The sequence below is a fragment of the Candidatus Abyssobacteria bacterium SURF_5 genome (genome assembly GCA_003598085.1).
GTDB lineage: Bacteria > Abyssobacteria > SURF-5 > SURF-5 > SURF-5 > SURF-5.
In genome coordinates this window covers 1-20,957 of sequence record QZKU01000105.1, presented here as the reverse complement: position 1 = coordinate 20,957, position 20,957 = coordinate 1, and the positions used below count along the sequence as shown (strand labels likewise).

Annotated in this window: 22 protein-coding genes; 15 read left to right on the top strand and 7 right to left on the bottom strand. The window is 55.0% G+C overall.

All coding sequences use genetic code 11. The annotated features are described in order from the left end of the window. Positions 1-9: 9 nt before the first annotated feature. The 12 genes from C4520_14920 (at position 10) to C4520_14865 (ending at position 11,466) form a co-directional block, all read left to right on the top strand. Positions 10-438, top strand: a complete 429-nt coding sequence (locus tag C4520_14920) for a hypothetical protein (protein ID RJP18140.1) — start codon at positions 10-12, stop codon at positions 436-438. Further along, positions 419-1,147, top strand: a complete 729-nt coding sequence (locus C4520_14915) for a hypothetical protein (protein RJP18139.1) — start codon at positions 419-421, stop codon at positions 1,145-1,147. Before C4520_14920 ends, C4520_14915 begins: the two co-directional genes overlap by 20 nt. 343 nt (positions 1,148-1,490) lie before the next feature. Next, entirely contained in the window at positions 1,491-2,147 is a 657-nt protein-coding gene (locus C4520_14910) for a hypothetical protein (protein RJP18138.1), read from the top strand. A 3-nt stretch (positions 2,148-2,150) separates the two neighbouring features. After that, entirely contained in the window at positions 2,151-3,077 is a 927-nt protein-coding gene (locus tag C4520_14905) for a MoxR family ATPase (protein ID RJP18137.1), read from the top strand. 9 nt (positions 3,078-3,086) lie between these two features. Further along, positions 3,087-4,496 carry a VWA domain-containing protein gene (locus C4520_14900; protein RJP18136.1) on the top strand — a complete coding sequence of 470 codons (1,410 nt, stop codon included), beginning with the start codon at positions 3,087-3,089 and terminating at the stop codon, positions 4,494-4,496. 358 nt (positions 4,497-4,854) lie between these two features. Beyond that, entirely contained in the window at positions 4,855-5,661 is an 807-nt protein-coding gene (locus C4520_14895) for an epoxyqueuosine reductase (protein RJP18135.1), read from the top strand. Then, positions 5,651-6,805 carry an acyl-CoA dehydrogenase gene (locus C4520_14890; GenBank protein ID RJP18134.1) on the top strand — a complete coding sequence of 385 codons (1,155 nt, stop codon included), beginning with the start codon at positions 5,651-5,653 and terminating at the stop codon, positions 6,803-6,805. The genes C4520_14895 and C4520_14890 overlap by 11 nt, the downstream gene beginning before the upstream one ends. Before the next feature lie 21 nt (positions 6,806-6,826). After that, the gene (hypB, locus tag C4520_14885) at positions 6,827-7,498 is read left to right on the top strand and encodes a hydrogenase accessory protein HypB (protein ID RJP18133.1); all 672 of its coding nucleotides are present in this window, start codon (positions 6,827-6,829) and stop codon (positions 7,496-7,498) included. A gap of 4 nt (positions 7,499-7,502) precedes the next feature. Next, entirely contained in the window at positions 7,503-8,597 is a 1,095-nt protein-coding gene (locus C4520_14880) for a 4Fe-4S dicluster domain-containing protein (GenBank protein RJP18132.1), read from the top strand. After that, the gene (gene hypA / locus C4520_14875; protein ID RJP18131.1) at positions 8,393-8,944 is read left to right on the top strand and encodes a hydrogenase maturation nickel metallochaperone HypA; all 552 of its coding nucleotides are present in this window, start codon (positions 8,393-8,395) and stop codon (positions 8,942-8,944) included. The genes C4520_14880 and hypA overlap by 205 nt, the downstream gene beginning before the upstream one ends. Positions 8,945-8,998: 54 nt before the next feature. Next, positions 8,999-10,810: an FAD-binding protein gene (locus C4520_14870; GenBank protein ID RJP18130.1), complete on the top strand. Its 1,812-nt coding sequence runs from the start codon at positions 8,999-9,001 to the stop codon at positions 10,808-10,810. Next, the gene (locus C4520_14865; protein RJP18129.1) at positions 10,810-11,466 is read left to right on the top strand and encodes a hypothetical protein; all 657 of its coding nucleotides are present in this window, start codon (positions 10,810-10,812) and stop codon (positions 11,464-11,466) included. Before C4520_14870 ends, C4520_14865 begins: the two co-directional genes overlap by 1 nt. Positions 11,467-11,484: 18 nt before the next feature. Here C4520_14865 and C4520_14860 read toward each other — a convergent pair whose 3' ends face one another. From C4520_14860 to C4520_14845, 4 genes are all read right to left on the bottom strand, one after another. Then, complete coding sequence (locus C4520_14860) at positions 11,485-11,940, bottom strand: response regulator (GenBank protein ID RJP18128.1); 456 nt, start codon at positions 11,938-11,940, stop codon at positions 11,485-11,487. A gap of 113 nt (positions 11,941-12,053) precedes the next feature. Next, complete coding sequence (amrB, locus tag C4520_14855) at positions 12,054-13,625, bottom strand: AmmeMemoRadiSam system protein B (protein ID RJP18127.1); 1,572 nt, start codon at positions 13,623-13,625, stop codon at positions 12,054-12,056. A gap of 1 nt (position 13,626) precedes the next feature. After that, a complete protein-coding gene (locus C4520_14850; protein RJP18126.1) occupies positions 13,627-14,061 on the bottom strand; it encodes a hypothetical protein in 435 nt (144 codons plus the stop codon). A 91-nt stretch (positions 14,062-14,152) separates the two neighbouring features. Next, complete coding sequence (locus tag C4520_14845) at positions 14,153-14,656, bottom strand: hypothetical protein (protein RJP18125.1); 504 nt, start codon at positions 14,654-14,656, stop codon at positions 14,153-14,155. A 171-nt stretch (positions 14,657-14,827) separates the two neighbouring features. On the opposite strand from C4520_14845, the gene C4520_14840 reads away from it, so the two are divergent. The 3 genes from C4520_14840 (at position 14,828) to C4520_14830 (ending at position 16,212) form a co-directional block, all read left to right on the top strand. Then, complete coding sequence (locus tag C4520_14840) at positions 14,828-15,088, top strand: hypothetical protein (protein ID RJP18124.1); 261 nt, start codon at positions 14,828-14,830, stop codon at positions 15,086-15,088. Positions 15,089-15,271: 183 nt separating this feature from the next. Then, a complete protein-coding gene (locus C4520_14835) occupies positions 15,272-15,928 on the top strand; it encodes a TetR/AcrR family transcriptional regulator (GenBank protein RJP18123.1) in 657 nt (218 codons plus the stop codon). A gap of 74 nt (positions 15,929-16,002) precedes the next feature. Further along, on the top strand, positions 16,003-16,212 hold the full coding sequence (locus C4520_14830) for a hypothetical protein (GenBank protein ID RJP18122.1): 210 nt from the start codon (positions 16,003-16,005) through the stop codon (positions 16,210-16,212). Positions 16,213-16,574: 362 nt separating this feature from the next. Here the strand turns inward: C4520_14830 and hflK (C4520_14825) are convergent, their stop codons facing one another. From hflK (C4520_14825) to hflK (C4520_14815), 3 genes are read right to left on the bottom strand one after another with little or no spacing between them, the layout of a single operon-like run. Next, the gene (hflK, locus tag C4520_14825) at positions 16,575-17,627 is read right to left on the bottom strand and encodes an FtsH protease activity modulator HflK (GenBank protein ID RJP18121.1); all 1,053 of its coding nucleotides are present in this window, start codon (positions 17,625-17,627) and stop codon (positions 16,575-16,577) included. After that, entirely contained in the window at positions 17,573-18,475 is a 903-nt protein-coding gene (gene hflC / locus C4520_14820; protein ID RJP18120.1) for a protease modulator HflC, read from the bottom strand. Before hflC ends, hflK (C4520_14825) begins: the two co-directional genes overlap by 55 nt. Continuing rightward, a complete protein-coding gene (gene hflK / locus C4520_14815) occupies positions 18,472-20,391 on the bottom strand; it encodes an FtsH protease activity modulator HflK (protein ID RJP18119.1) in 1,920 nt (639 codons plus the stop codon). The genes hflC and hflK (C4520_14815) overlap by 4 nt, the downstream gene beginning before the upstream one ends. Between the last annotated feature and the right edge of the window lie 566 nt (positions 20,392-20,957).

Sequence of the window (20,957 nt, the reverse complement as noted above, 5' to 3'; positions counted from 1 at the left end):
GAATTTTTCATGAGATGTCCGAAATGCAGAGATACGAATTTGCGAGAGGTGAGAGTCAGGAGCGCAGGCGCAACGATCGACCATTGTCCGCGGTGCAAGGGAGTGTGGTTCGACGCGCAGGAATTGGAGGCGGTGATGGACGTCGCGTCCAAGGAACTCGATATCCCCTCGAAAGCGCGCGAATCGGAAACGCTCTCCTGTCCTCGCTGTCTCTCTCGCCTCTTCCATTTCGAGTATCCGCAAACACTGGTACGGGTCGATATGTGCAAAGAGTGCCGCGGCCTCTGGCTTGACGGCGGCGAATTTACCGAAATCAAGACGATTCGGAAATCCCTCGAAAAACGCGGGAAGCTCGAAGAATACGCTTTGCCCGGCGGGGTCAAGGGGGGACTGCTCCGCTTCATTGACGCCGCGATTGATGAATTGGAAATCTGGTAAGAGCCGGGCCGCTACAGCAGTTCATTTCCACTCGACAAGGAGGCGCGATATGATTTGTCCTGCCTGTCACGCATCTATGGTGGAGGAAGATTTCGGCCGTGTGCGTGTTGACGTATGCAAGAGCGGCTGCAAGAGCATGTGGTTCGACTGGGCGGAACTCGGCAAACTCGACGAGCATTCCGAAGGATTCGGAGATCTGCTGGAAGAGGCGCTGGCTGCGCCTCCTAGAAGCGACGATACGCGCAGGGGCAAACTGAATTGTCCCAAGTGCGGCATCCCCATGTATGTTCACAGGTACAAACGGGCGCCAGAGGTGTATGTCGATGAATGCGCCTCGTGCGGAGGTTTTTTTCTCGATGCGGGCGAGCTCTTGCTTATTCGGGAGTATTTCTTGAATGAGGCCGAACATCGGAGCTATGTGAAGCAACTGGTCTCCGACGTATCGGGCTACGGCGAAAGGCTCCAGAGTCTGGAAAAACAGAAAGCGCGAACCGCGGCCATCGACGGTTTCGCACGCATGTTCATGAGTCCATCGAGAAAGCGAAGAGAAGCCCGTGTGCGAGCGCGAAGAAATCGTAAGGTGATAAAGCCCCTGAGCCAGGACCAGTCTTTGCGCATAGCCGAATTAAAGGAACAACTGAAAATCGGACTGATAACCGAGGAGGAATTTGCAGACAAGACTGCAGAGATACTGACCGAGCTGGATTAGCCCGGCTTCCGCTCTCCATCTTAAAAAAGCAATCCTCCGCTAACACCCATTCACCGTTCATGCTCGATCTGTAAGAATTGGATGAGCCCAAACAACTGACAGCCGTAATTAGATTTTATCGGTGATAGCATAAACCATTAGTTTCTTGCTCCTCCAATTTTCATTCTCTTCGGGGTGTTTAGGTTTCGCTCGAACATCTGGACTCCCGACTCCAGACGCCTTTCTCAATCTCGCCCGGAGGCTAGAGGGACAGAATCGGGACAGAATCGAGACTTCTTGCTTTTCTGTTTCTCTTTTGATATGCTATTACCTAAAATTAAGGTATCTCATTTATAGGCAGACCATGAAGAGCAGAGCGAAGCTGAATATACGGAATGCGATCCTCGGCGTGCTGATGCAGGGGCCGGCACATGGGTATCGCATCAAGAAACTGTTTGCGCCGTTCATCGCGAAGGACGGTATCAACGACGGCCAGTTGTATCCGATCCTCAACCAGCTCGAGAAGGAAAAGCTGGTGCGCAAGGAGATCGTGCGCCAGCAGAAGTCGCCGAACAAGAACCTGTACCATATCACCCGGAAGGGAAGCGACGAGTTTTTCGAGTGGCTGAGCGGGCCGGACGACGAACTCGATCCGGTCCGGTGCGATTTTTTCATGCAGTACGCGTTTCTGGTCAAATGCATATTCTTCGAACATCTCCCGAAGCGCGAGAAGGCGGCGAAACTGAAGCGGCAGATCGAGAACCTCGAACAGAAGATAGCCGAGTATCGAATGATGCGCGAGGAAATGCTCGAGCGCGGGCTGAGCGCCTACAAGATCAAGATCGTTGATTTCGGGATCGAGCTTCAGCAACTCAAAATCCGCTGGATTCGCGATCTGCTCGAGCTGCAGCTTCGGGAGAAGGCTTCGCGCAAAAAGAAAGTCGGGCCGGAGATACACGAGCCGGCGCAGTTCATGCAACCGGTCGCCTCTCGTTCGCGGCGGCCACGGAGGAAGGGCTGATTCATGTTTTTGTCGCGGCAGGACGTCATCGACAATTTCAGAAAACAGAAATACATTTGCGGGCCGGAGATATCGACTGTTGTCTATCTTTCCGAACAGATGCAGAAGCCGGTGCTGGTGGAGGGTCCGGCCGGCGTCGGCAAGACGAGCCTGGCGGGCGTATGGGCGGAGGCGGCTGGACTGGAACTGATCCGGATGCAGTGTTATGAGGGACTCGACGAGGGCAAGGCGCTCTATGAATGGGAGTATGCAAAGCAGCTCCTGTACACGCAGATATTGAAGGAAAAGATCAACGAGGTCATCAGCGATTGCCGCGGGCTCAGGGAGGCGGTGGACCGGATCAACCGGCACGAGGACATTTTCTTTTCGAAGGAATTCATTCTGCCGCGCCCGCTGCTGCGCGCGATCCTGTCGGACAAGAAGGTCGTTCTGCTCATCGATGAGGTCGACAAGGCCGATCCCGAGTTCGAGGCGTTTTTGCTCGAGGTGCTCAGCGATTTCCAGGTGAGCGTGCCGGAACTGGGCACGCTTCGGGCAAAACATGTTCCCAATGTCGTTCTCACCAGCAACAACAGCCGCGAGATGAGCGACGCGCTCAAGCGGCGGTGCCTGCACCTGTTTATCGATTTTCCGCCGTCCGAGCAGGAGATGGAGATCGTGAGACTGAAGGTGCCGGACATTGACGAAAAGCTGGCGCGCCAGGTCGTCGACGTGATCCAGAAGGTCCGTAAGATCGACCTGAAGAAACTGCCGAGCATCAGCGAGACGCTCGATTGGGCGCGCGCGCTCACGATCCTGAACGCGGACAGTCTCGATCAGGACCTGCTCAAGTCGACGCTCAACCTGTTCCTCAAATACGAGGGCGACATCAAGAAGGTGCGCGCGAACCTGCACACGCTGATCACGACGGGCGAAGGAAAAATGAACTGAGGCGGCGTCATGGAGAAGAAGATACTCGACTTCATCGAGGCGCTGCGGGCGGCGCGAGTCAAGATCACGCTGTCCGAAGGCATCGACTGCTTCCGCGCGCTCGACATTCTCTCCCTTGCGGACAAGCAGACGTTCAAGTCAGTGCTCCGCTCGACCCTCGTCAAGCGCGGAAGCGATATGCCGACGTTCGAGAAACTGTTCGAGCGGTATTTTACGTCGCTCGCGAAACCGCTTCAGCCCACCAATGAAGATGATGAACCCACCGATGATATCCCATTCGGCTCGATGTCGCTGCAGGAATTCATCGATCAGTTGCTTGACGAGCACGACGACCAGTTTCCCGCGCTCGTCCAACTGCTTCGCTGGCAGCTCAATGGCGATTTCCAGATCGTGATGATGCAGCAGGGCATCGAGATGGGACTTGGCGAGATCAGCAATCCGCTGCAGGTCGGTTTCTTCTCGAAGAAAATCCGCGACAGCCTCGGCTGGAACGCGCTCCAGGAAGAGATTGAGAAATTGGCCGAAGAGCTTGCGGGCGCCGGCTATTCGCCTCAAGAGATCGGCAGACTCAAGGAATTCATTGAGCGACGCATGAAGCGGGTGTTCGAGACGATCAAGGCGTTTGTTCGGCGCGAATTCGAGCGAAGGAACCTGCTCGAGATGGAGAAGATGAGGGAAGACGATCTTCTCGATAAGAGCTTTTATCAGCTTTCGCGGCGCGAGATGGAGATGATGCGCGACCTGGTGACCCGGCTCGGGCGCAAGATGAAGGATAAGCTGGTGATCCGCACCAAGCACAGGAAGCGCGGCCGGATCGACGTCAAGCGCGTCATCCGGCAGAACATGCAGTACGGCGGCGTGCCGGTCGAGCTGAATTTCAAGGATCGCCGCCGCGAGCGGCCGAACGTGTTCGCGCTGTGCGATATTTCCGATTCCGTCGCGTACGCCTCGCGTTTCATGCTGCAGTTCCTGTACACGCTGCAGGAATTGTTCACGAAGGTGAGGACGTTCGTCTTCGTCACCGAGATCGCGGAAGTGACGCAGTTGTTCTCCGAACATGAAATCCAGACCGCGATCAACATGGCGCTCAGCTCACGCTACGTGGATTACAACGGCCACAGCAATTTCGGGTATGCGTTTCACCGGTTCCACAACGAGTATCTTGAGTCGGTCACACCCCGGACGACGGTCATCGTGATGGGTGACGCACGCAACAATCGAAACGACCCGCGCGTGTGGACCTTCAAGGAGATATCAGAGAAGGCGAAGCGCGTGATCTGGCTGAATCCCGAGTCGCGCAACGGCTGGCGGCTGGGCGACAGCGTTATGTATGAGTACATGCCGTATTGCCACGAAACTCACGAGTGCCGGAATGCGCGCCAGCTCATGCGCGTGATCGACAAGATTGTGAGCAAATGAAGAGGTTCAAGATTCAAAGCATGCCCCGGACTCTGATCCGGGATTCAAGATTCAAGGTTAAGAAAGAAATGAACCACCAAGACACTAAGACACAAGGCACAAAGTCCGAATCAATTAAATATATTTCTTGGTGGATTGGCGGGAATCCCCCTTAGTCCCCTTTTTCAAAGGGGGAGAAATGCGTGGCAATCAGCATTTGGTAGGTGCGAATTTATTCGCACGGGGGGCTGGCCGAATGAATTCGGCCCTACCGGTGAGTGGATAGATTAGGCGAGGCGATAAGTCAACCGCATATGCTACATATAGCGGTAGGTGCGAGTCGACATTCGGCGGAAAACAGGGTAGAATTATTGCCGAAATGAGAGTTGATAAACGAAAACTGCTTGCGCGCGCGAGGCGGCTGGGGGCGGATATTGCCGGTGTGGCCGGGGCGGAACGACTGGCGGAGGAAGGCGCTATCTTGAACGAGCCGATCGACGGCGCGAAAAGCGCCATTGTTTTGGGCGTGCGCCAGAGCTTTGCCGCGCTGAATTCGAATGTGGTCCAGATCGCGCAGCATGACACGTCGTACGCATACGCACAGGTTGATGCCGTAAGTCATGCGCTCGTGCGCATTCTGGAGGACGGCGGCCACGACGCGGTCGCGGTTCCGAGTTTTTTGCCGATCGACATGAGCGACGAGTTCAAAGGGATGCGCGGAGAAGTGGACCATCGGCGCGCGGCGGTTCTCGCCGGCATCGGCGAGTATGGGCTTAATAATCTTCTGCTAACGGAACAGTTCGGGCCACGCGTGCGGCTCGCGACGGTTCTGACGACCGCCGAGATCAAACCCGCCCACCCGCGTCCCAGGAAGAAAATCTGCACTGAGTGCCGCGCCTGTGTAGAGGCGTGTCCTGTGCACGCGCTGGATGAGCCGGGGAAAACAGATAAGACGGCCTGCGGGAAGGTGGTTTTCGAACACGGCCTGCGCGGGCTGATGCGGTTCGGGCTTCGCTGGGCCGGCTCAAATCAAGCGGAGCAGATGGAACTGCTGAAGAGCTGCTCGCTGCGCGAGTTGTGGCAGAACTTCATGGTTGGCATGTATTACACTTGTTTCAGATGCCAGGCGGCCTGTCCGATCGGGGCCGCTGAAAAGCCAAAGAGAGGGAGGAGCTATGCATCTTGAGTTGACGGATGAGCAGCGGGCAGCCCGGCAAACGGCGCGCGAGTTTGCGGAAAAGGAGATCGTACCGGTCGCCCGCGAGAACGATGAACAGCAGAAGTTCCCCGCCGATATCGTACAGAAGATGGCCGAACTCGGATTTCTCGGGGCGGCGATCCCGGAAGAATACGGCGGCGCAGGCATGGACTTCATTTCTTACGCGCTGATCACGGAGGAGATCGGCCGCGCGTGTTCATCGGTGCGGACCGTTCTGTCGGTCACCAGTTCTCTGTGCGCGCTCACGATTTTGAAGTGGGGAACCGAGGAGCAGAAAAAGAAATATCTTCCGAAAACGTGCGCGGGCGAGATCATCGCGTGCTTCGGATTGACGGAACCCGATGCCGGCAGCGACGCGGCGAATATCTCGACATCCGCGAAAGAGGACGGCAATAGTTGGATTCTGAACGGCAATAAGATGTGGATTTCGAATGGCGGCGTGTCGAAGCTGGCGATTATTTTCGCGCAGACCGACAAGAGCCTCAAGCATAAGGGAATGGCGGCCTTTCTCGTGGACACCGATATAAAAGGGTTTTCCTCGCGGCAGATTCACGGGAAGCTGGGACTGAAGTCGGCCGATACCTCCTCGCTCACGCTCGAGGACGTGAAAGTGAGCAACGACGCGCTTTTGGGCAAGGTCGGAGACGGTTTTAAGATAGCGATGAGCGCGCTCGATAACGGGCGCTACAGCGTGGCCGCCGGCTGTGTCGGCATCTGCCAGGCCTGCATCGACGCGAGCGTCAAATACTCGCAGGAGCGAATGGCGTTCGGCCGCCCGATTGCGGGATTCCAGCTTGTCCAGGAACTGATTGCCGACATGGTCGTGGATACCGAGGCGGCGCGCCTGCTCGTTTTCCAGGCGGGCCACCTGAAGAACAAGGGCGTCCGCAACACGCGCGAGACGGCTCTTGCGAAGCTGTATGCTTCGGAGGCGGCGCTTCGGTGCTCGAACCGTGCGATCCAGGTGTTCGGCGGATACGGCTACTCGAACGAGTATCCGGTCGAGCGCTACATGCGCGACGCGCGCGTGGCCAGCCTGTATGAAGGCACGAGCCAGATACTGAAATTGCTGATCGGACGATATGCGACCGATATCAGCGCGTTTACATGATTGAACGTGGAGTTGACGAACATGAAGATCAAAGTACTCAACAACATCCTTGAAGCGAATGACGTTATCGCGGACGAGATCCGCGGCCGCCTCGCCGAGCATCGGGTGCTCGCGATCAATCTGATGAGTTCGCCCGGAGCGGGCAAGACGACCTTGCTCGAGCGGACCATCGAGAAGCTGCAGCCGAAAAAGATCAGGGTCGGCGTGATCGAGGGCGATATCGAAACCACGCGCGATGCGGATCGCCTCAGGCGCTTCAACATTCCAATCGTGCAGATCAATACCGGCAGCGCGTGTCATCTCGACGCAAATATGACGCTCAACGCGGTCAACAACATCGACTGCTCGAAGATCGACGTGCTCTTCGTCGAGAACGTCGGCAATCTGGTCTGTCCGGCCGAATTCAAGATCGGCGAAGACCACAAGGTGATGCTTCTGAGCGTGACCGAAGGCGACGAAAAGCCGCTGAAGTATCCGCTGATGTTCCGCGAGTCGTCGGCGATGCTGATAAACAAGATCGACCTGCTGCAGTACACGAACTTCAACATGACGGAGGCGAAATCGAACGCGAGCAAGATAAACCCGAAACTCCTGATTTTCCCGCTTTCCTGCACGACCGGGGACGGAATGGGCGCCTGGGTCGAATGGGTGAGCAAGGAGCTGAAGAAGAAGCGGAAAGCAAAGAAGCGATAAGCAGTTGCCGTTGAAATCACGGGAGGCCGAAATGGCTGAATCAGTTTACGATCAACTCATCGACAAGCTCAACCAGTTTCCTGCGGGCGCACCGCGGACGGAGAATTTTGTCGAGCTATTGAAGGAACTATTCACGGAAGACGAAGCGCGGGCGGCGGTAATCATGCCGATCCTGCCGACGCCGCTGCCGGCGATTTGCGAAGATGCCGGTCGCTCCGCGGCCGACCTCAGGCCGCTGTTCGAGTCGATGGCCGACAAAGGGCTGGCGTACCATCGCACGCAGGAGGGGATCGACTACTACAGCCTGCTTCCGCTGATGCCGGGGATCGCTGAGCTGCAGTTCATGAAGGGCGAAGTGAACGAGCGGACGAAAAAACTGGCTGGCATGTTTCACAAGTTGTACGAGACGGGCTGGGCGAAGGATTTGTTCGCGTCCAAGACGCAGATGGCGCGCGTGGTCGTGATCGAGCAGGAAATACCGCGCGGTGTGGAGGTATTCCCCTATGAGTGCGTGTCCAAGTTTATCGACGAGGCCGATTATCTCGCGCTCGCAATCTGTTATTGCCGGCACGAGATGGAGTTGCTCGGAAAATCGTGCGGCCGCTCAAAAGACGTGTGCCTGCAGTTCGGGCCGTTCGCGCGCTACGTCGTCGAGCGCGGTTTCGGGCGCCGGATAACGAAAGAGGAGGCGTACGCGGCCCTTAAGAAATCCGAAGAGGAAGGCCTGGTGCACCTGTCGGACAACAACCAGAAGCGCATCAATTTCATCTGCAACTGCTGCGGTTGCTGCTGCGGGTTGCTTGGCGGCGTGACGCGGCTTAAAAATCCCAAAGCGATCGCCACTTCTCATTTCACGTTAAATATAGACGCCGAGACCTGCGTCGCATGCGGGGCATGCGCCGACAGATGCTATTTTGGCGCTATCACGGTGAACGAGGTCGCCGAGGTCGATCCCGAGAAATGTCTCGGCTGCGGTCTGTGCAACACGGTGTGTCCGACGGAATCGCTCTCGATGAAGAGGCGCGAGGAAATCACCCAGCCGGCGCGCGACCTGCGCGAGATGATCTTCACCATCATGCAGGAAAAAGGGAAGCTGTAATAATCATGCACGAGATGTCGATAGCGCAAAGCATATTGAAGATCGCGCTGAACGCGGCGCAAACGAACGGCGCGAAAAAACTGAAGACGGTTCGCATCCGGGCCGGCGAGCTGCGCGGGATTGTGCCGACCCAGCTTTCGTTCTTCTTCCAATTCATCACGAAAGATACGCCCGCCGAAGGAGCGGTCCTCGAGGTCGAAACCGTTCCGATCAAGGGGAAATGCAAGTCGTGCGAGAATGTCTTCATGGTGCAGAACTACGAATTCGTCTGCGCGCAGTGCCAATCCAAAGACGTTGACGTGATACAGGGAATGGAATTGGCGGTGAAGGAGATCGAGATAGAATAGGGGAAAGACGGGGAAGAAAAGACGCAATCGATCACAAGCGAAAACCCTGCATCGATGTTCGAATGCGACGTCCTGTGCATTGGCGCCGGCGGCGCCGGCCTGGTTGCCGCCGCGACCGCCGCAGGGACGGGCTCGCGAACGATAGTCATCTCGAAAATGCCTTACGGCTGCGGCAACACCCGCATTTCCGGCGGGTTGGTGCTACGGCCAAACATCTCACCGAAAGACTCACTCGATTCCTTGATGCGCGATATCATCGTCGGCGGCGAGTTCTTGAGCGATCAGGCGCTGGTTCATGAATATTGCAAGCGCGCCGGTCTCGCCGCGGAACTGATGGAGCGATTCGGCATCATCTTCTCGCGCAACTCATCGGGTCAACCGGCCCCTCTTCCCACCGCAATGGGCGGCCACAGCCTTCCGCGAACGCTCACCGGCTATTGTGAGGGGATACCGATCGGGACTGCACTCAGGGCTGCGGCGGCAGGAGCGGGCGTCTCGGTACTCGATGAAACCCTCGCCCTCAGCCTGCTGAAAAGAGACGGATCAGTTACGGGCGCAGTGTGTCTTCGGTGGGCGACCGGCGAAATCATTTGCATTTCAGCGAAGCAGACGATCCTCGCGACCGGCGGCTTGTGCCGGTTGTTTTATCCGCACACGAGCAACTCAAGCTCGGTTACGGGCGACGGGTTTGCGCTGGCGCTCGACGCTGGCGCCGAGCTTGTCGATATGGAGCAGCAGCAGTTCATTCCGTTCGCGATCACGCATCCGGAATCGAGTGTGGGCATCGTCTGCGGAGAGCCCGCAATAGCGGGACCGTACGGGAGATTACTGAACGCGCGCGGCGAGGAGATAATCAAGGGAATCCGCACAAAGACGCGGGCCGAGATTTCGGCCGCGATGGCGCTCGCGAGACAACGCGGCGAAGCGACCGGGCACGGCGGGCTCCTGCTCGATCTTTCGCCAAACCTGCGGCGGCCAATCGGAAAGAAGATGTTCGCGTTCATCAAGCGGACGTTTCCTTCGATGATCGATGCGGTGCGGCATGCGTACGGCGAGGAGGCGGCGCGCGGGGAAATCCCGTGGGATGTTTTCCCGACCGCGCATTACCAACTTGGCGGCGTACGGGTGGATACTCGGTGTCGCGTGCGCGGGGTGGCGAATCTTTTTGCGGCCGGCGAGGTGATGGGCGGCCTGTACGGCGCGAACCGCATCGGGTCGACGTCGCTGGCCGAGCTTTTCATCTTCGGCTCTTTGGCGGGCGAGTGCGCCGCGAAGTCGGCTCATGAGACGGAACGCCCGCGGATAGATCTCGATCACGCGCGCGAGGTACAGCAGCGGGCCGGGCGGTGGCGGGATAAAAAGGGTTCGGTGCGCCCCGTCCAGTTGATGCGCGAGCTTGGAGCGGCGATGTGGGAGAACGTCGGGCCGGTGCGAAACGCAAGCGGTCTTGAGGCGGCTCTCAAAAAAATAGAAGAGATACGGCTGCGGAGTGAGGATGTTTCAGTTGCCGCCCGGAGAGACTACAATCCGGAATGGCTGGACGCGCTCGAGTTGGAGAAAATGCTTGTGACAGCCGAGGCGGTCACGCGGAGCGCTTTTGAGCGAACCGAAACACGAGGCGGACACGTCCGGACGGATTTCCCGCGGCGCGATGAGAACCGGCTGAAGAGCGTTGTTGTGAAGAAAAGCGAAGACTCTCTTTCGGTCGAGAGGGAGGACGTCAAACTTGAAAAATATGGTCTTGAAACAAAGGGAGGTCCGAACCCCATCCGCGAGCGCATCCAATTCATCATACTCGGGCTCCTGCCGCGCAAGACACAGGAGAAGATACTCAACGCGCGTCTGAACCTCGGAGACAGCGACTGATGCAGACCGCAAACGTGCACATCGAACGATACGATCCGGAGAGCGGCGCCTGTCGAACCGAAACATATTCGGTCGAACTGAAAGAAAATGACACCGTTCTCCAGGCGCTTCTGCGCATTTACGAAGAGCGTGATTCTACGCTGGCGTTCCGGCATGGCTGCCGGGGCTCGAGGTGCGGGCAATGCGTGCTGCAGGTGGACGGGATGCCGCGGCTGGCGTGCGCAACGCGAGCGCGGGACGGAATGACGCTTTCCCCTTTAAAGAATCTTCCGTCATTGCGCGATCTGATTTTTGATCGCTCTGCTGTCGATCGCCGGATTTCGTCGCAGCGTCTTTACGTCATGCCACCGATTCAGGCGGCGCTCGGGGAGTTGTCTGTCCCGGAAGCATACGGGCGGCTGATCGGCTGTCTCGAATGCTATGGGTGTATGGCGAGCTGTCCCCGCTTCGACTGGAGAGACGAAAGCTTCGGCGGCCCGTACGTCTTTGTGCGGCTCGCGTTGCTGCATCTCGATCCTCGCGACCAGGAAGACAGGCGGGCGCAGGCGCGCGCGCTTGGGGTGGATGAATGCGCCGGCTGCTCGGCGTGCAGGTGCGTCAAGGGGATCGCGATCAGGAGGGATGCGATTGGGATGTTGCTGGGGCAAGAGAGTTAGCGGGGTGTCTTAGAACTGTTAGTGGACGGGCTGGGACATTTGAAGGACGGAGGCCATCTTGGTGTAGATATTCGAAAGGGTAAACGGTTTCATGAAGAATCCTTTTGCACCTTGCTTTGTGGCCTGTTCGATTATTCGGAGTGAGGAGAAAGACGAAATATAGATAACGGGAATCGCTCGCGTGCCCGAATTTTGCTTCAAGTGCTCATGAACATCGAGTCCGTTCATATCGCTGAGCCGGGTATTAATCAGGATAAGGTCCGGCATCTGCTCGATGGCCTGCTGAATTCCCTCGCCTCCGGTCGAAGCCGAGAGGACGACAAAACATCTTTTCCCGCCGAGATAGTTCCTCAGCATTTCCGCGACTGCGGAATCGTCGTCGATGACAAGTATTTTGGTTTTTGTCGGCTTGGAAGGATGCGAGACACGCTTGGTCTTCTTTGAGCTTGCTTTCATGAAATCTCCGACCGCCATCAGAGGAAAGAGCGCCGATGCAGTGATATAATATCACCAAATCTTGGTTTGTCAACAAAAAAATTTAGCTGGTAAAAAAAATTTTTTTAGGCGGGCATTTGGCACAGCGTATGCTATTTTTTCTCTTCGAATACGATCGAGGTAAACACGAACAGGCGGGCTCCATTCAAGTAGGAATCTGGCCAGAGTCCGGCCTTCTGGACGCAGAGGTTCCGCAAGAATTCTTCTTTGGTCCATCCCGTCTCTGTTGCCACTTGCGGTAAAAACACTCCCTGACGCAATCCCTTCGCCACGACCACTCCGTGTTTGCCCAGAATGATTTCCTCGGGGCCGGCGACGGGCGCAAGCGGAGTATTGACTGAGATCTCGATATGGATGCTGTCGAGTTCATCGGGACGAACGGGAGGAAAGCGAGGATCCTGCGAGGCGGCGGCGACCGCCATTTGAGCGACCGTTTGGTACAGGGGCAAAGTGGCCTGCATCTGGCCGATGCAGCCGCGAAGTGAACCGTTCTTGGTAAGGGTTACGAAGGCCGCTCCTTTCTCCTGCAATCGTTCACTTGAAGGAACTTCAAGGGAATATTGTTTTTTCTCGCGGACATATGTCTCAACGGAGTTTCTTGCGATCCGCAGAAGGATGTTCTTTTCGTCCTCGGTGAGATATTCATCATGGGAAACTTGATCGGCTGTTTCCGGGGCGGCGGCCGGCGGCGCATCGTGTTTTTTCACAAAGACAAGAGCTGCGTATCCGACGACGGCGTCTTTTCGTCCCGCAGTATCGCCCGAGTTGGCGTATTTCAGGAGAACGGGAACCGCATTCTGACTCTCGGCAAAAGAAAGTGCAGCCACGACGGGCGCTCTTCCGCACATTCGGTCGTAGTGTTCACTGAGAAATGCAGCCGCCCGTCTCGGATTTCCTTCGAGCATGACATCGATGGTTTCTTTATCAAGCGCGTTAGCGGTTTCGTACGGATTGTAGTGAGAGAGATCGGTAGTGGCTATAACCAGGATCCGATGTGATTTGGCGGCCTTTTCGAGTCCATCGACGACGGCTTGGATATTCGCACCGCTTTGCTGACCGAAAATAACCGGAACAATCGGAGCATCTGGCAGGAGCACCTGCAGAAAGGGAAGCTGGACTTCCGCCGAATGCTCTCCAATGAAAAGCTGTTTCGCAAAAGAGAAGAGCGGGCTTGACTTGATGAATTCCGCCGCGCTTGTCTCGTGGACCTGAGCGTGGCCGAGCGGAGTTTCCATCGCGCCGCGGGGGAGAACCGAGATATGTGGATATGAAATCCTGTGGCTGAACGCGAGGATAAAGATGGCCTCCGGTTTCTCAGATTTTTGCCGCTCCAGCCGGGCCGCGATTGCCTTGTAAGCGTATGCCGCGACCGGCGCTGAATATGCGTATCCGGCATGAGGCACGATGGCGGCGACGATCTCTCCCTCCATCTCCGGAATTTCCGCGGATTCGACACATGAAGCGATATCCGCCTTCAGCCGGGCCGCATCCGCGGGATAGAAGGCTCCCGCCACTGAAGGAGGAATGATTGAGGATGCCTCTCGCGGTATTTTTTCGAGCGCTTGCGGCAGCGGCGCATTTTCGGCGCGGGGCTGGTTTTCCCCGCAGCAAAAAGCAAAAAGCAGTATCGCTGTCCAAAGGATGACGATGTAATATTTCCGCATACTAGGACTCCTTCGGCAATGTCCTCAGTTCCTCGATAATCCGCTGCACATGAGATGCCTGCCAATAGATGCGGGCGCAACGATCACAGCGAGAAAACGTTTTCTGTGTCTGATACACGTACGGTGGAACCACCGGCCGCAATGATTCCCTGTTTTCAAGGCGGAGCGGATAATTGCAGACCGGACAAATAGTGAGAGCCGATTCGACCGAGAGATGCGCCTCGACATACACTTGCTGCAACTGCTCGCGCCAATGGTCGCTTCTGACGAAGATATAATTACGACACCGCTTGCGGCGAATCAGCAGCGTGTCGCGCGTCAGGATAATGCGCTCTTCTTGTATTGCCAGATCGAGGACGACTGCGTCGTCGACATTCTTTGCATATGCCGTATCATAACCCAGCAGCCTCAGCCATTTCGCAAGGCGGCCCAGCATCTCATCGGCAAGGAAAGCCGGTCGTGTCGAAGGTGCGCGGGAAAGATCTTTCAAAGGAAAAAACCTGTGAGGGATAGGAGGTAGACTTCGCCTACGATTCCACTTTGCCGTCCCTGCCGCTGACCCTCAAATGTTCCGCATACTTGTATATCAACTCGCGCTGGCTGCCTGTCTCGATCGAGCAGGGCCTGATCGAGCGGACATGGTGGATCGCTTCTTCCGGTAATTTTCCCTTTTTCACGAAGTAACATGCAAGGAACGTCCCCGTTCTTCCACATCCGGCCCCGCAAAAGATGACGACCGGTTTCCCTTCGAGATCGATCTTTCTCTCTACGAATTCCATCGCTTGCTCCACCTGTTTGAGCGTGGGAGCCGTGAAATCGGCAACTGGAATGTGCAAAAAATCGAAGCCGCGTTGAAGCACCGTCTGCTCATCCACTTCCGCTTCCGACAGCGAAAGCAGCGCCTTGATTCCCTGCATCTGAAGGAAAATCAAATCCTGCTCCAGCGAGCCGGTCGTTCCCGGCCTTGCCATCCCCGCTAAAAGCCCGGGCACCACGAAGCTGAAGTTTAAAAGTGTTCGTCTGTATTCCATCGTTCAGAGATCCAGCAAGCTTCTTATCCCTCAACAGAAAAACTTACGTAATCGATGCAGGCGGCCCGAATTTTTTCAGCATTATACCACACTATGGCAAAAGCATCTAACTTCCCTATATTGACGCCACGTTTTGCACATGCTACAATTTTTGGTGCATGGAGGAATCTGATGGGAGTTCGATTTCCGCTTGACCCGGGCCGTCCTGATTTAAACGAAATTCAAGAAGCGGCTGCGGTTAAAAAAAACGTCCCGGAACAAAGTTCCGCCAGGAAGATGCCGGTTGATATCCGGGATCAGGGTGTAAGAAGAAGCGCCGGTCAGATGCTGAAAAAGTTTGAAGTGTTGCCCGCCGCCACAGCCGAAAACGAGTCTCAAGCGCCATCCAACGTTGCCGGCGATACCGACCACCTGATTGACATTATCGGTTAAGTAAATCCTTCATTATTAATCAGTTACATACGAATCTCACACCCAGTCTCGGCCAGCCCTGATTGTCTCATGCTGTGGTCATGGAAACTTCGACTTCATGATCAACCTGCCTCTTGAAATGCGCGAAGATAAGGAATAAATTTTGAAATTTTTGTCATTTTGTATTGACAAGACAGGGGGAGCGTGGTAAAATTTGTGTTAGAAACCGACTGGTCGGTTTTTAAGAGAATGATGATGACTACAACCTTAGAAAAAGGGAAGCACACTCGCGAACGGATCGTGGAAGTTGCGGCTGAACTGTTCAGAAAGAACGGCTTCCACAGCACTTCGTTGACTCAGATACTGACCGCCTCGGGCATTACCAAAGGCGGATTCTACTTCCATTTCAAGAGCAAGGAAGAACTTGGCGATGCAGTTATTGAATATATGAAGGATTTTTGGGTAAAAAACGTGCTGAATGAGGTTGCCAGGGAAAAAGGGGCCCTCGCCAAGATTGAACGGATGTTTGATATCATGATCAAGACGCACGAGGGCAATGTTTTCCATGGGTGCGCCCTGCTGGCGGTCCTGACGGCGGAAATGATGGAGGTCGAGCAGCATTTTTCCGAACGCCTTCGGAAGATCTACATGAATTGGAAGCAGAGCATTGTCCAGATCCTCGAGCAGGGAAAGCAAGAGGGTTTGTTCAAGGAATGGGTGAATCCGGATTCTTTGGCTCTTTTGATCATCGGTGCGCTTCAGGGGACGACGATGATGGCGCATCTGGACCCGGACCGCCTCGAGCTATCGTGGCTGTTCAAGAATTTGCGGTTGCTGGTGCTTGAAGGAGTGGCCTCTTAAAAATTTGATAATGACATACCGACTGGTCGGTTTAGAGGCAACCGCTTGAACAGGAAGCTTGAAGAGGTAAGGCAATGGCAAAAGAGACAAAAGCAGACGAAAAAGCGCTGCGACCGATAAAGCTGGATACTGATCAACTTAAGGAATTGGACCGGCTGATCGACAGTTTAAAAAAGGAAATCGTGTTCCCGGCGAAAAAGAGCTCGAAAAGCGGCTCTGATGAGGCGAAGACACTTGGCGGAGCAGCTTCATCGAAGTTCTTTCTTGGACGGCCAAAACTTTAGGTGTTTCGCCGCTTGCATCGCTTGAAGCGAGAGGCGGGTTAATATAGATGACTCCTAGAACGCCTAATGAGGGAGGAAAGAAAGTTCAAGACCCCAAGGTTCCCCAGATGAGCCCATATGACGTGCGGGTATGAGCACGATGTAAAGCCCGTCGTGCGGCCACGAACCAGATAAAAGAGAGGGCATTGCCGGCAAGTCCCCCCCACCGGCAATGCCCTACCCGCATCCCCCGGAAAATTCTCTCCTTGTTATTGAATGTTCAGCTTGACGAATCTCTATCGCGCACACCCGCGTTTGGTTCAAATCTGCGGATCACAACGTGCCAAGGAAAACGGGACGATCATGCGGGTATTCTGAGGGCTTTACCTGGTTAGGAATCTGAGGTTTGCGATATCCTCACCTTGCTCGGTTCCGACAATGAGTTTTCGGACTGACGGGAGTATCTCGGCGAGGGTGTCTAGGCGCAGGCGGCGGGTAGTGAGCTCCTTGTCTTTGTTAAACTCACTTGCCAGCAGTTCAAATCTTTGTGCCTCGCCCCGGGCATGTGCTATCTTTTTGGTTTTATAGGCTTGGGCCTCATTCAGGATTCGTGCGGCTTCGGCTTTGCCTTCCGGTATTATCTGATTTCGATAGGCCTGGGCGTCATGGACCATTGCCCGCAGTTCTTCTCGGGCATTTATGACATCTTTAAAAGCTTGGGCGACGCTGGCGGGGGGCCGCGCGTTCTTTATTTCTGCTGAGAAAACAGTTATGCCGGTATTCAAATCGGACAACTGTTTCTGGACGTCTGCAAGGATGTCCTTCTGGAGCACGACCCTTCCTGCCGTGAGCGCAGAATCGACATCCGCATAGCTGAGTCTTTTCAGGATTGCGGACTGGATGCAACGAAGAGCCACGCCTTCGGCATCTTTGAAGCGGGTCAAGTAGGCCTTCGGATCATCAATGCGGTATTGGGCGATTATTTTCATGTGAATGATGTTCTTGTCGCCCGTAATGCAGTAGGGGACAACGAACGATCCCAGCCGATTTCCGTCCAAGGCCCCGAAATCGCGCTCATACCGGTTCACTTCCTCGGGGTCGGCTCCGAATCCGGCCTGGAACCGGCGGATTTCTTTGGTAGAGACCTTTATCACTTTGTCCACCGGCCATGGGATGCGGTAATGCAGGCCGGAAGAAACCCGGCGATTAACGACGCGGCCGAATTTCTTGAGGATACCTGTCTCGTTTACACCGACGATGTAGATTCCGCTGAGGGGGTAACAAATGACGGCGAGAATGAAAATCCAGAAGAGCAGACGCCGGCTGATTCTCCTGAGGATCAGCAGCTCCGAAGAGAATTCCGATCTGTTATCTGCCCATTTCACTGTGCTGCACCAGTTTCTTTCATTCCGGCAGTCAGGGTTCCGTCCAGGTATTTCAGGAGGTCTGAGTCGGCCGACATGACGATGATGGTTTCTTTGTTAAGGATTTTTTTGTATACCTCCAGAGTTCTCATCAGTTCGAAGAAGTCGGGAGCCTGTGAATATGCTTTTGCATAGATTTCGGCGGCCTTTGCGTCTCCCTCACCCCGAATTATCTGAGCTTCGCTATAGGCCTTGGCAATGATGTCGCTTTTTTCTCTGTCAGCCTCCGACTTGATCTTATCCGCCTCCTCATGTCCGAGAGCGCGATACTCGTTTGCGATGGCTGAGCGCTCGGCCTCCATTCTCTTGTAAACGCTCTGGGCATTATCCTCCGGCAGAGCGAGTCTGGAAACGCCGACGCGGCTGACGTGAATGCCATATCCCGCCTTGGTTTTTGCGTTTATCTCCGAGGCGATGGTCTTTTCCATTTCTGAAATCTTCACCTCGTCCGGGTTGATTGAAATGAGATTGGACATTTCGTAATCACCGAGCTTTGCTCCCATTGAAGCGGTTACCAGGTCATCCAGCCTCTGATTCGCGCTCTCGAACGTCCTCATGGCGCGGAAAAACTCGAGTGGGTCATCGACATGCCAACAGACAAACGCCTGAAGGACGACATTTTTCTTATCGCTGGTGAGGTATTCTATCAGGGGTGTTTCATAAAGCTGCATACGGCGATCGACCCGATTAACGGATTGCCAGGGCAGCTTCCGGTGCAGGCCGGCCTGTCGGATCGTTCTGATCGGATTCCCGAACTGCGTCATTACCACGTATTCCGATTCGTCCGCTGTAAAGAAGAAGGAAGTGGCGGCGATCAGGATGCCAACAATAATTGATACAAAGGCGATTATGCTCTTCATTTTTTTGCTCCCGCTCTTTCCTGATGAAACCGTGTAATGGCATCAATCAAATCTTCTTCTCCATTGATTTCGAATTTCTTCTGGACGTTCATCTGCTTGGGCTGTGCTTCCATTCCTGTTTGAGTGCTGAGAGGGGGTATTTGGGCGAACGGAGGCACTGAGAACCACAAGTCGGGATTTTCACCGGTCCCATTCCGGCTGACGACATACTTGGGCGTGCCGGAAAGAGCCTCCTCGATGGTCTCGAGCACCATCCGCAGTTTGGTAACGTCTTGTCGGTTCCGATACACCTCTTGTTGCAGCAAGAAGAAGCGCGCTTTGCCTTGGCTCTGCGCTATCTGGGCAATGCGGTAGGCCTCGGCATCGTTGAGTGTTGTTGTGGCGGCAGCTCGGACACGCGGTAACAGGTCCATGCGGTAACCATGGGCTTCTTCTATGTATGTCTCATAATCCTCCTGCGCGCTCACCACGTCTTCGAAAGCCGATGCCACCTGAGTCGGAGGATGCAGATCTCGGAAACAGACGTTCTGTACCAGAAGGCCGAGACCCAGATCATCAACCCGCCGCTGCATTTCAGCGAGAATGGTATCCTCCAACGCGTCTCGGTCTGCGGTAATCGAGGAAAAGAAAGGCCTTATTCCAAGGGTTTCTCGGAGGACGTTATAGCCAATCTTTTTGATGGCGCTGTCCGGTTCGGCGCTGTTGAACAGATAATTGTAGAGATTCTGCACTCGGTAATGCACATTCATCGCCACATCGAGAAAAGGCCCCTCTCCCGTGATTAACGAATATTCACGGAGATAATGCTTGTTGGTCCACAATATCAGGAATTGTTCATCGCCGGTCTTATATCCGATCGTCAAGCGTCTGATGCTTTTTACGTCGGCCATCTTCACGCGCTCGACGGGCCATGGCCAATGATAATGGAGTCCCGGGCCGACCGGCGAGTCTGTATGCAGCGGTTTTCCGAACCGCTCTATGATCGCCTCTTCTCCCGGCCCCAGGACGTAAATTCCGGACGCGGCGTAGGCACACGATACAATCAGGAACAACAGAACAATCAACACGGACGCGACTCGCTTCTTTACCGTTTCATTTGTACCTTTCAGGCCTGGAAACCGGCTCACTCTTTCCCACAGAGATTCGTCAATTCTCGAATAAGCGCGATAGACGAGGAGGAAAAGGATATCTTCATAGATGACGTCGCGTGATAAAGCCTGTAATCCGGACGTAGCGGCGTACGAACGCAAGGCTTTGGCCAGGATAAAGAGGGCGCTCGTGAGGATGTACAGGGCGATTATGCCCGCCGCGATTCTGTCAAATCCCAATCCAACCTTGTCTGCAATCAGGGAAATCACGACAAGAACCGAAGCCAGCATGTCGGTTTGCGCATGCCGTCCATCAGCAATCAATGCGTTTGACCGGGTGTCTTCACCCACTGAGCTTTCGAAGCGGTAAAGCAGATAGGAGCACAGCGCAAGAAAACCGAGTATCGCCGCCGCGCTCAGCGGATAGCGAACTGATGCAGTTCCGGACTGGCTGACCCTGCCAAAAATGTTGACGGCGGCCAGGATGAGCAGACCCCCTATTATCATTGCCGCTTTATTTCCCCATGTACCCGGGGTGAAGATCTTAGGCTTGTTCCTGGCCGGAGGCTGCTTGCCTTTCGTCCCTTCTTGCGCCTCCAGGAAGTTTGAGTGATCTAACCGGTCAGCTCTAACAGCCAGCAGGACCATGACAGACGACAGGATGTCGGCCATGGAATGATATGACTCGGCCAGAAGTGCGATACTGGCGGTAACAGAGGCGAGAACAAATTTGATCAGTGTAAGCGCAAGGTTAACGGCTATGGAAACTATCGCCGCTTTTTCCTGCTTTGTCATGGGTTCCTCTAAGGAAGTGCCCGACGGTCTCATTGGATTGGCTGAGACCGGCGTCGGATTTATATTTCAATGAGAGAAAAACGACTGATACCGCCCGGTCAAATTCAGGCGGACGGCGGGGCGCGAGGCTCTGACGGAGGGACGGCAAAGAATCCACCGCCGGCGAAGCAGATCGGAGGCGATGTCGCTGCCACGGGGACAAAGACACATAGATTGGCGGCAACGGGGATATCCACTGACAATTGGCTGTACTTGCAATATGGACACAGTTCTTCTGCGTGGTCGGAATGGCATAAGGCGAGATGAAAACTTCCCAGGAAGGATGCTGACAGAAACGCTACCAATAAAACCAATGCGATTGTATTTGCCAACGCGCTGCGGGCAACAAACACTCTCTTGCTTGTGTCGAGCATAAAGCTCCTCATTTGCTGACCGTTTGTTCCTGTCAAAACACAATTATAGCAGAGAGCGGCGTCTTTCTCAAAAAACACCCGTGCCGTTCAGCGATTCCGCAACCCGACATTCGGAAGTGAGTGAAAGGGCACAAAGACAGGGTTTTTATGGTGAAAGAGGAATAGAGCAATGTCGCAGAGGGTATT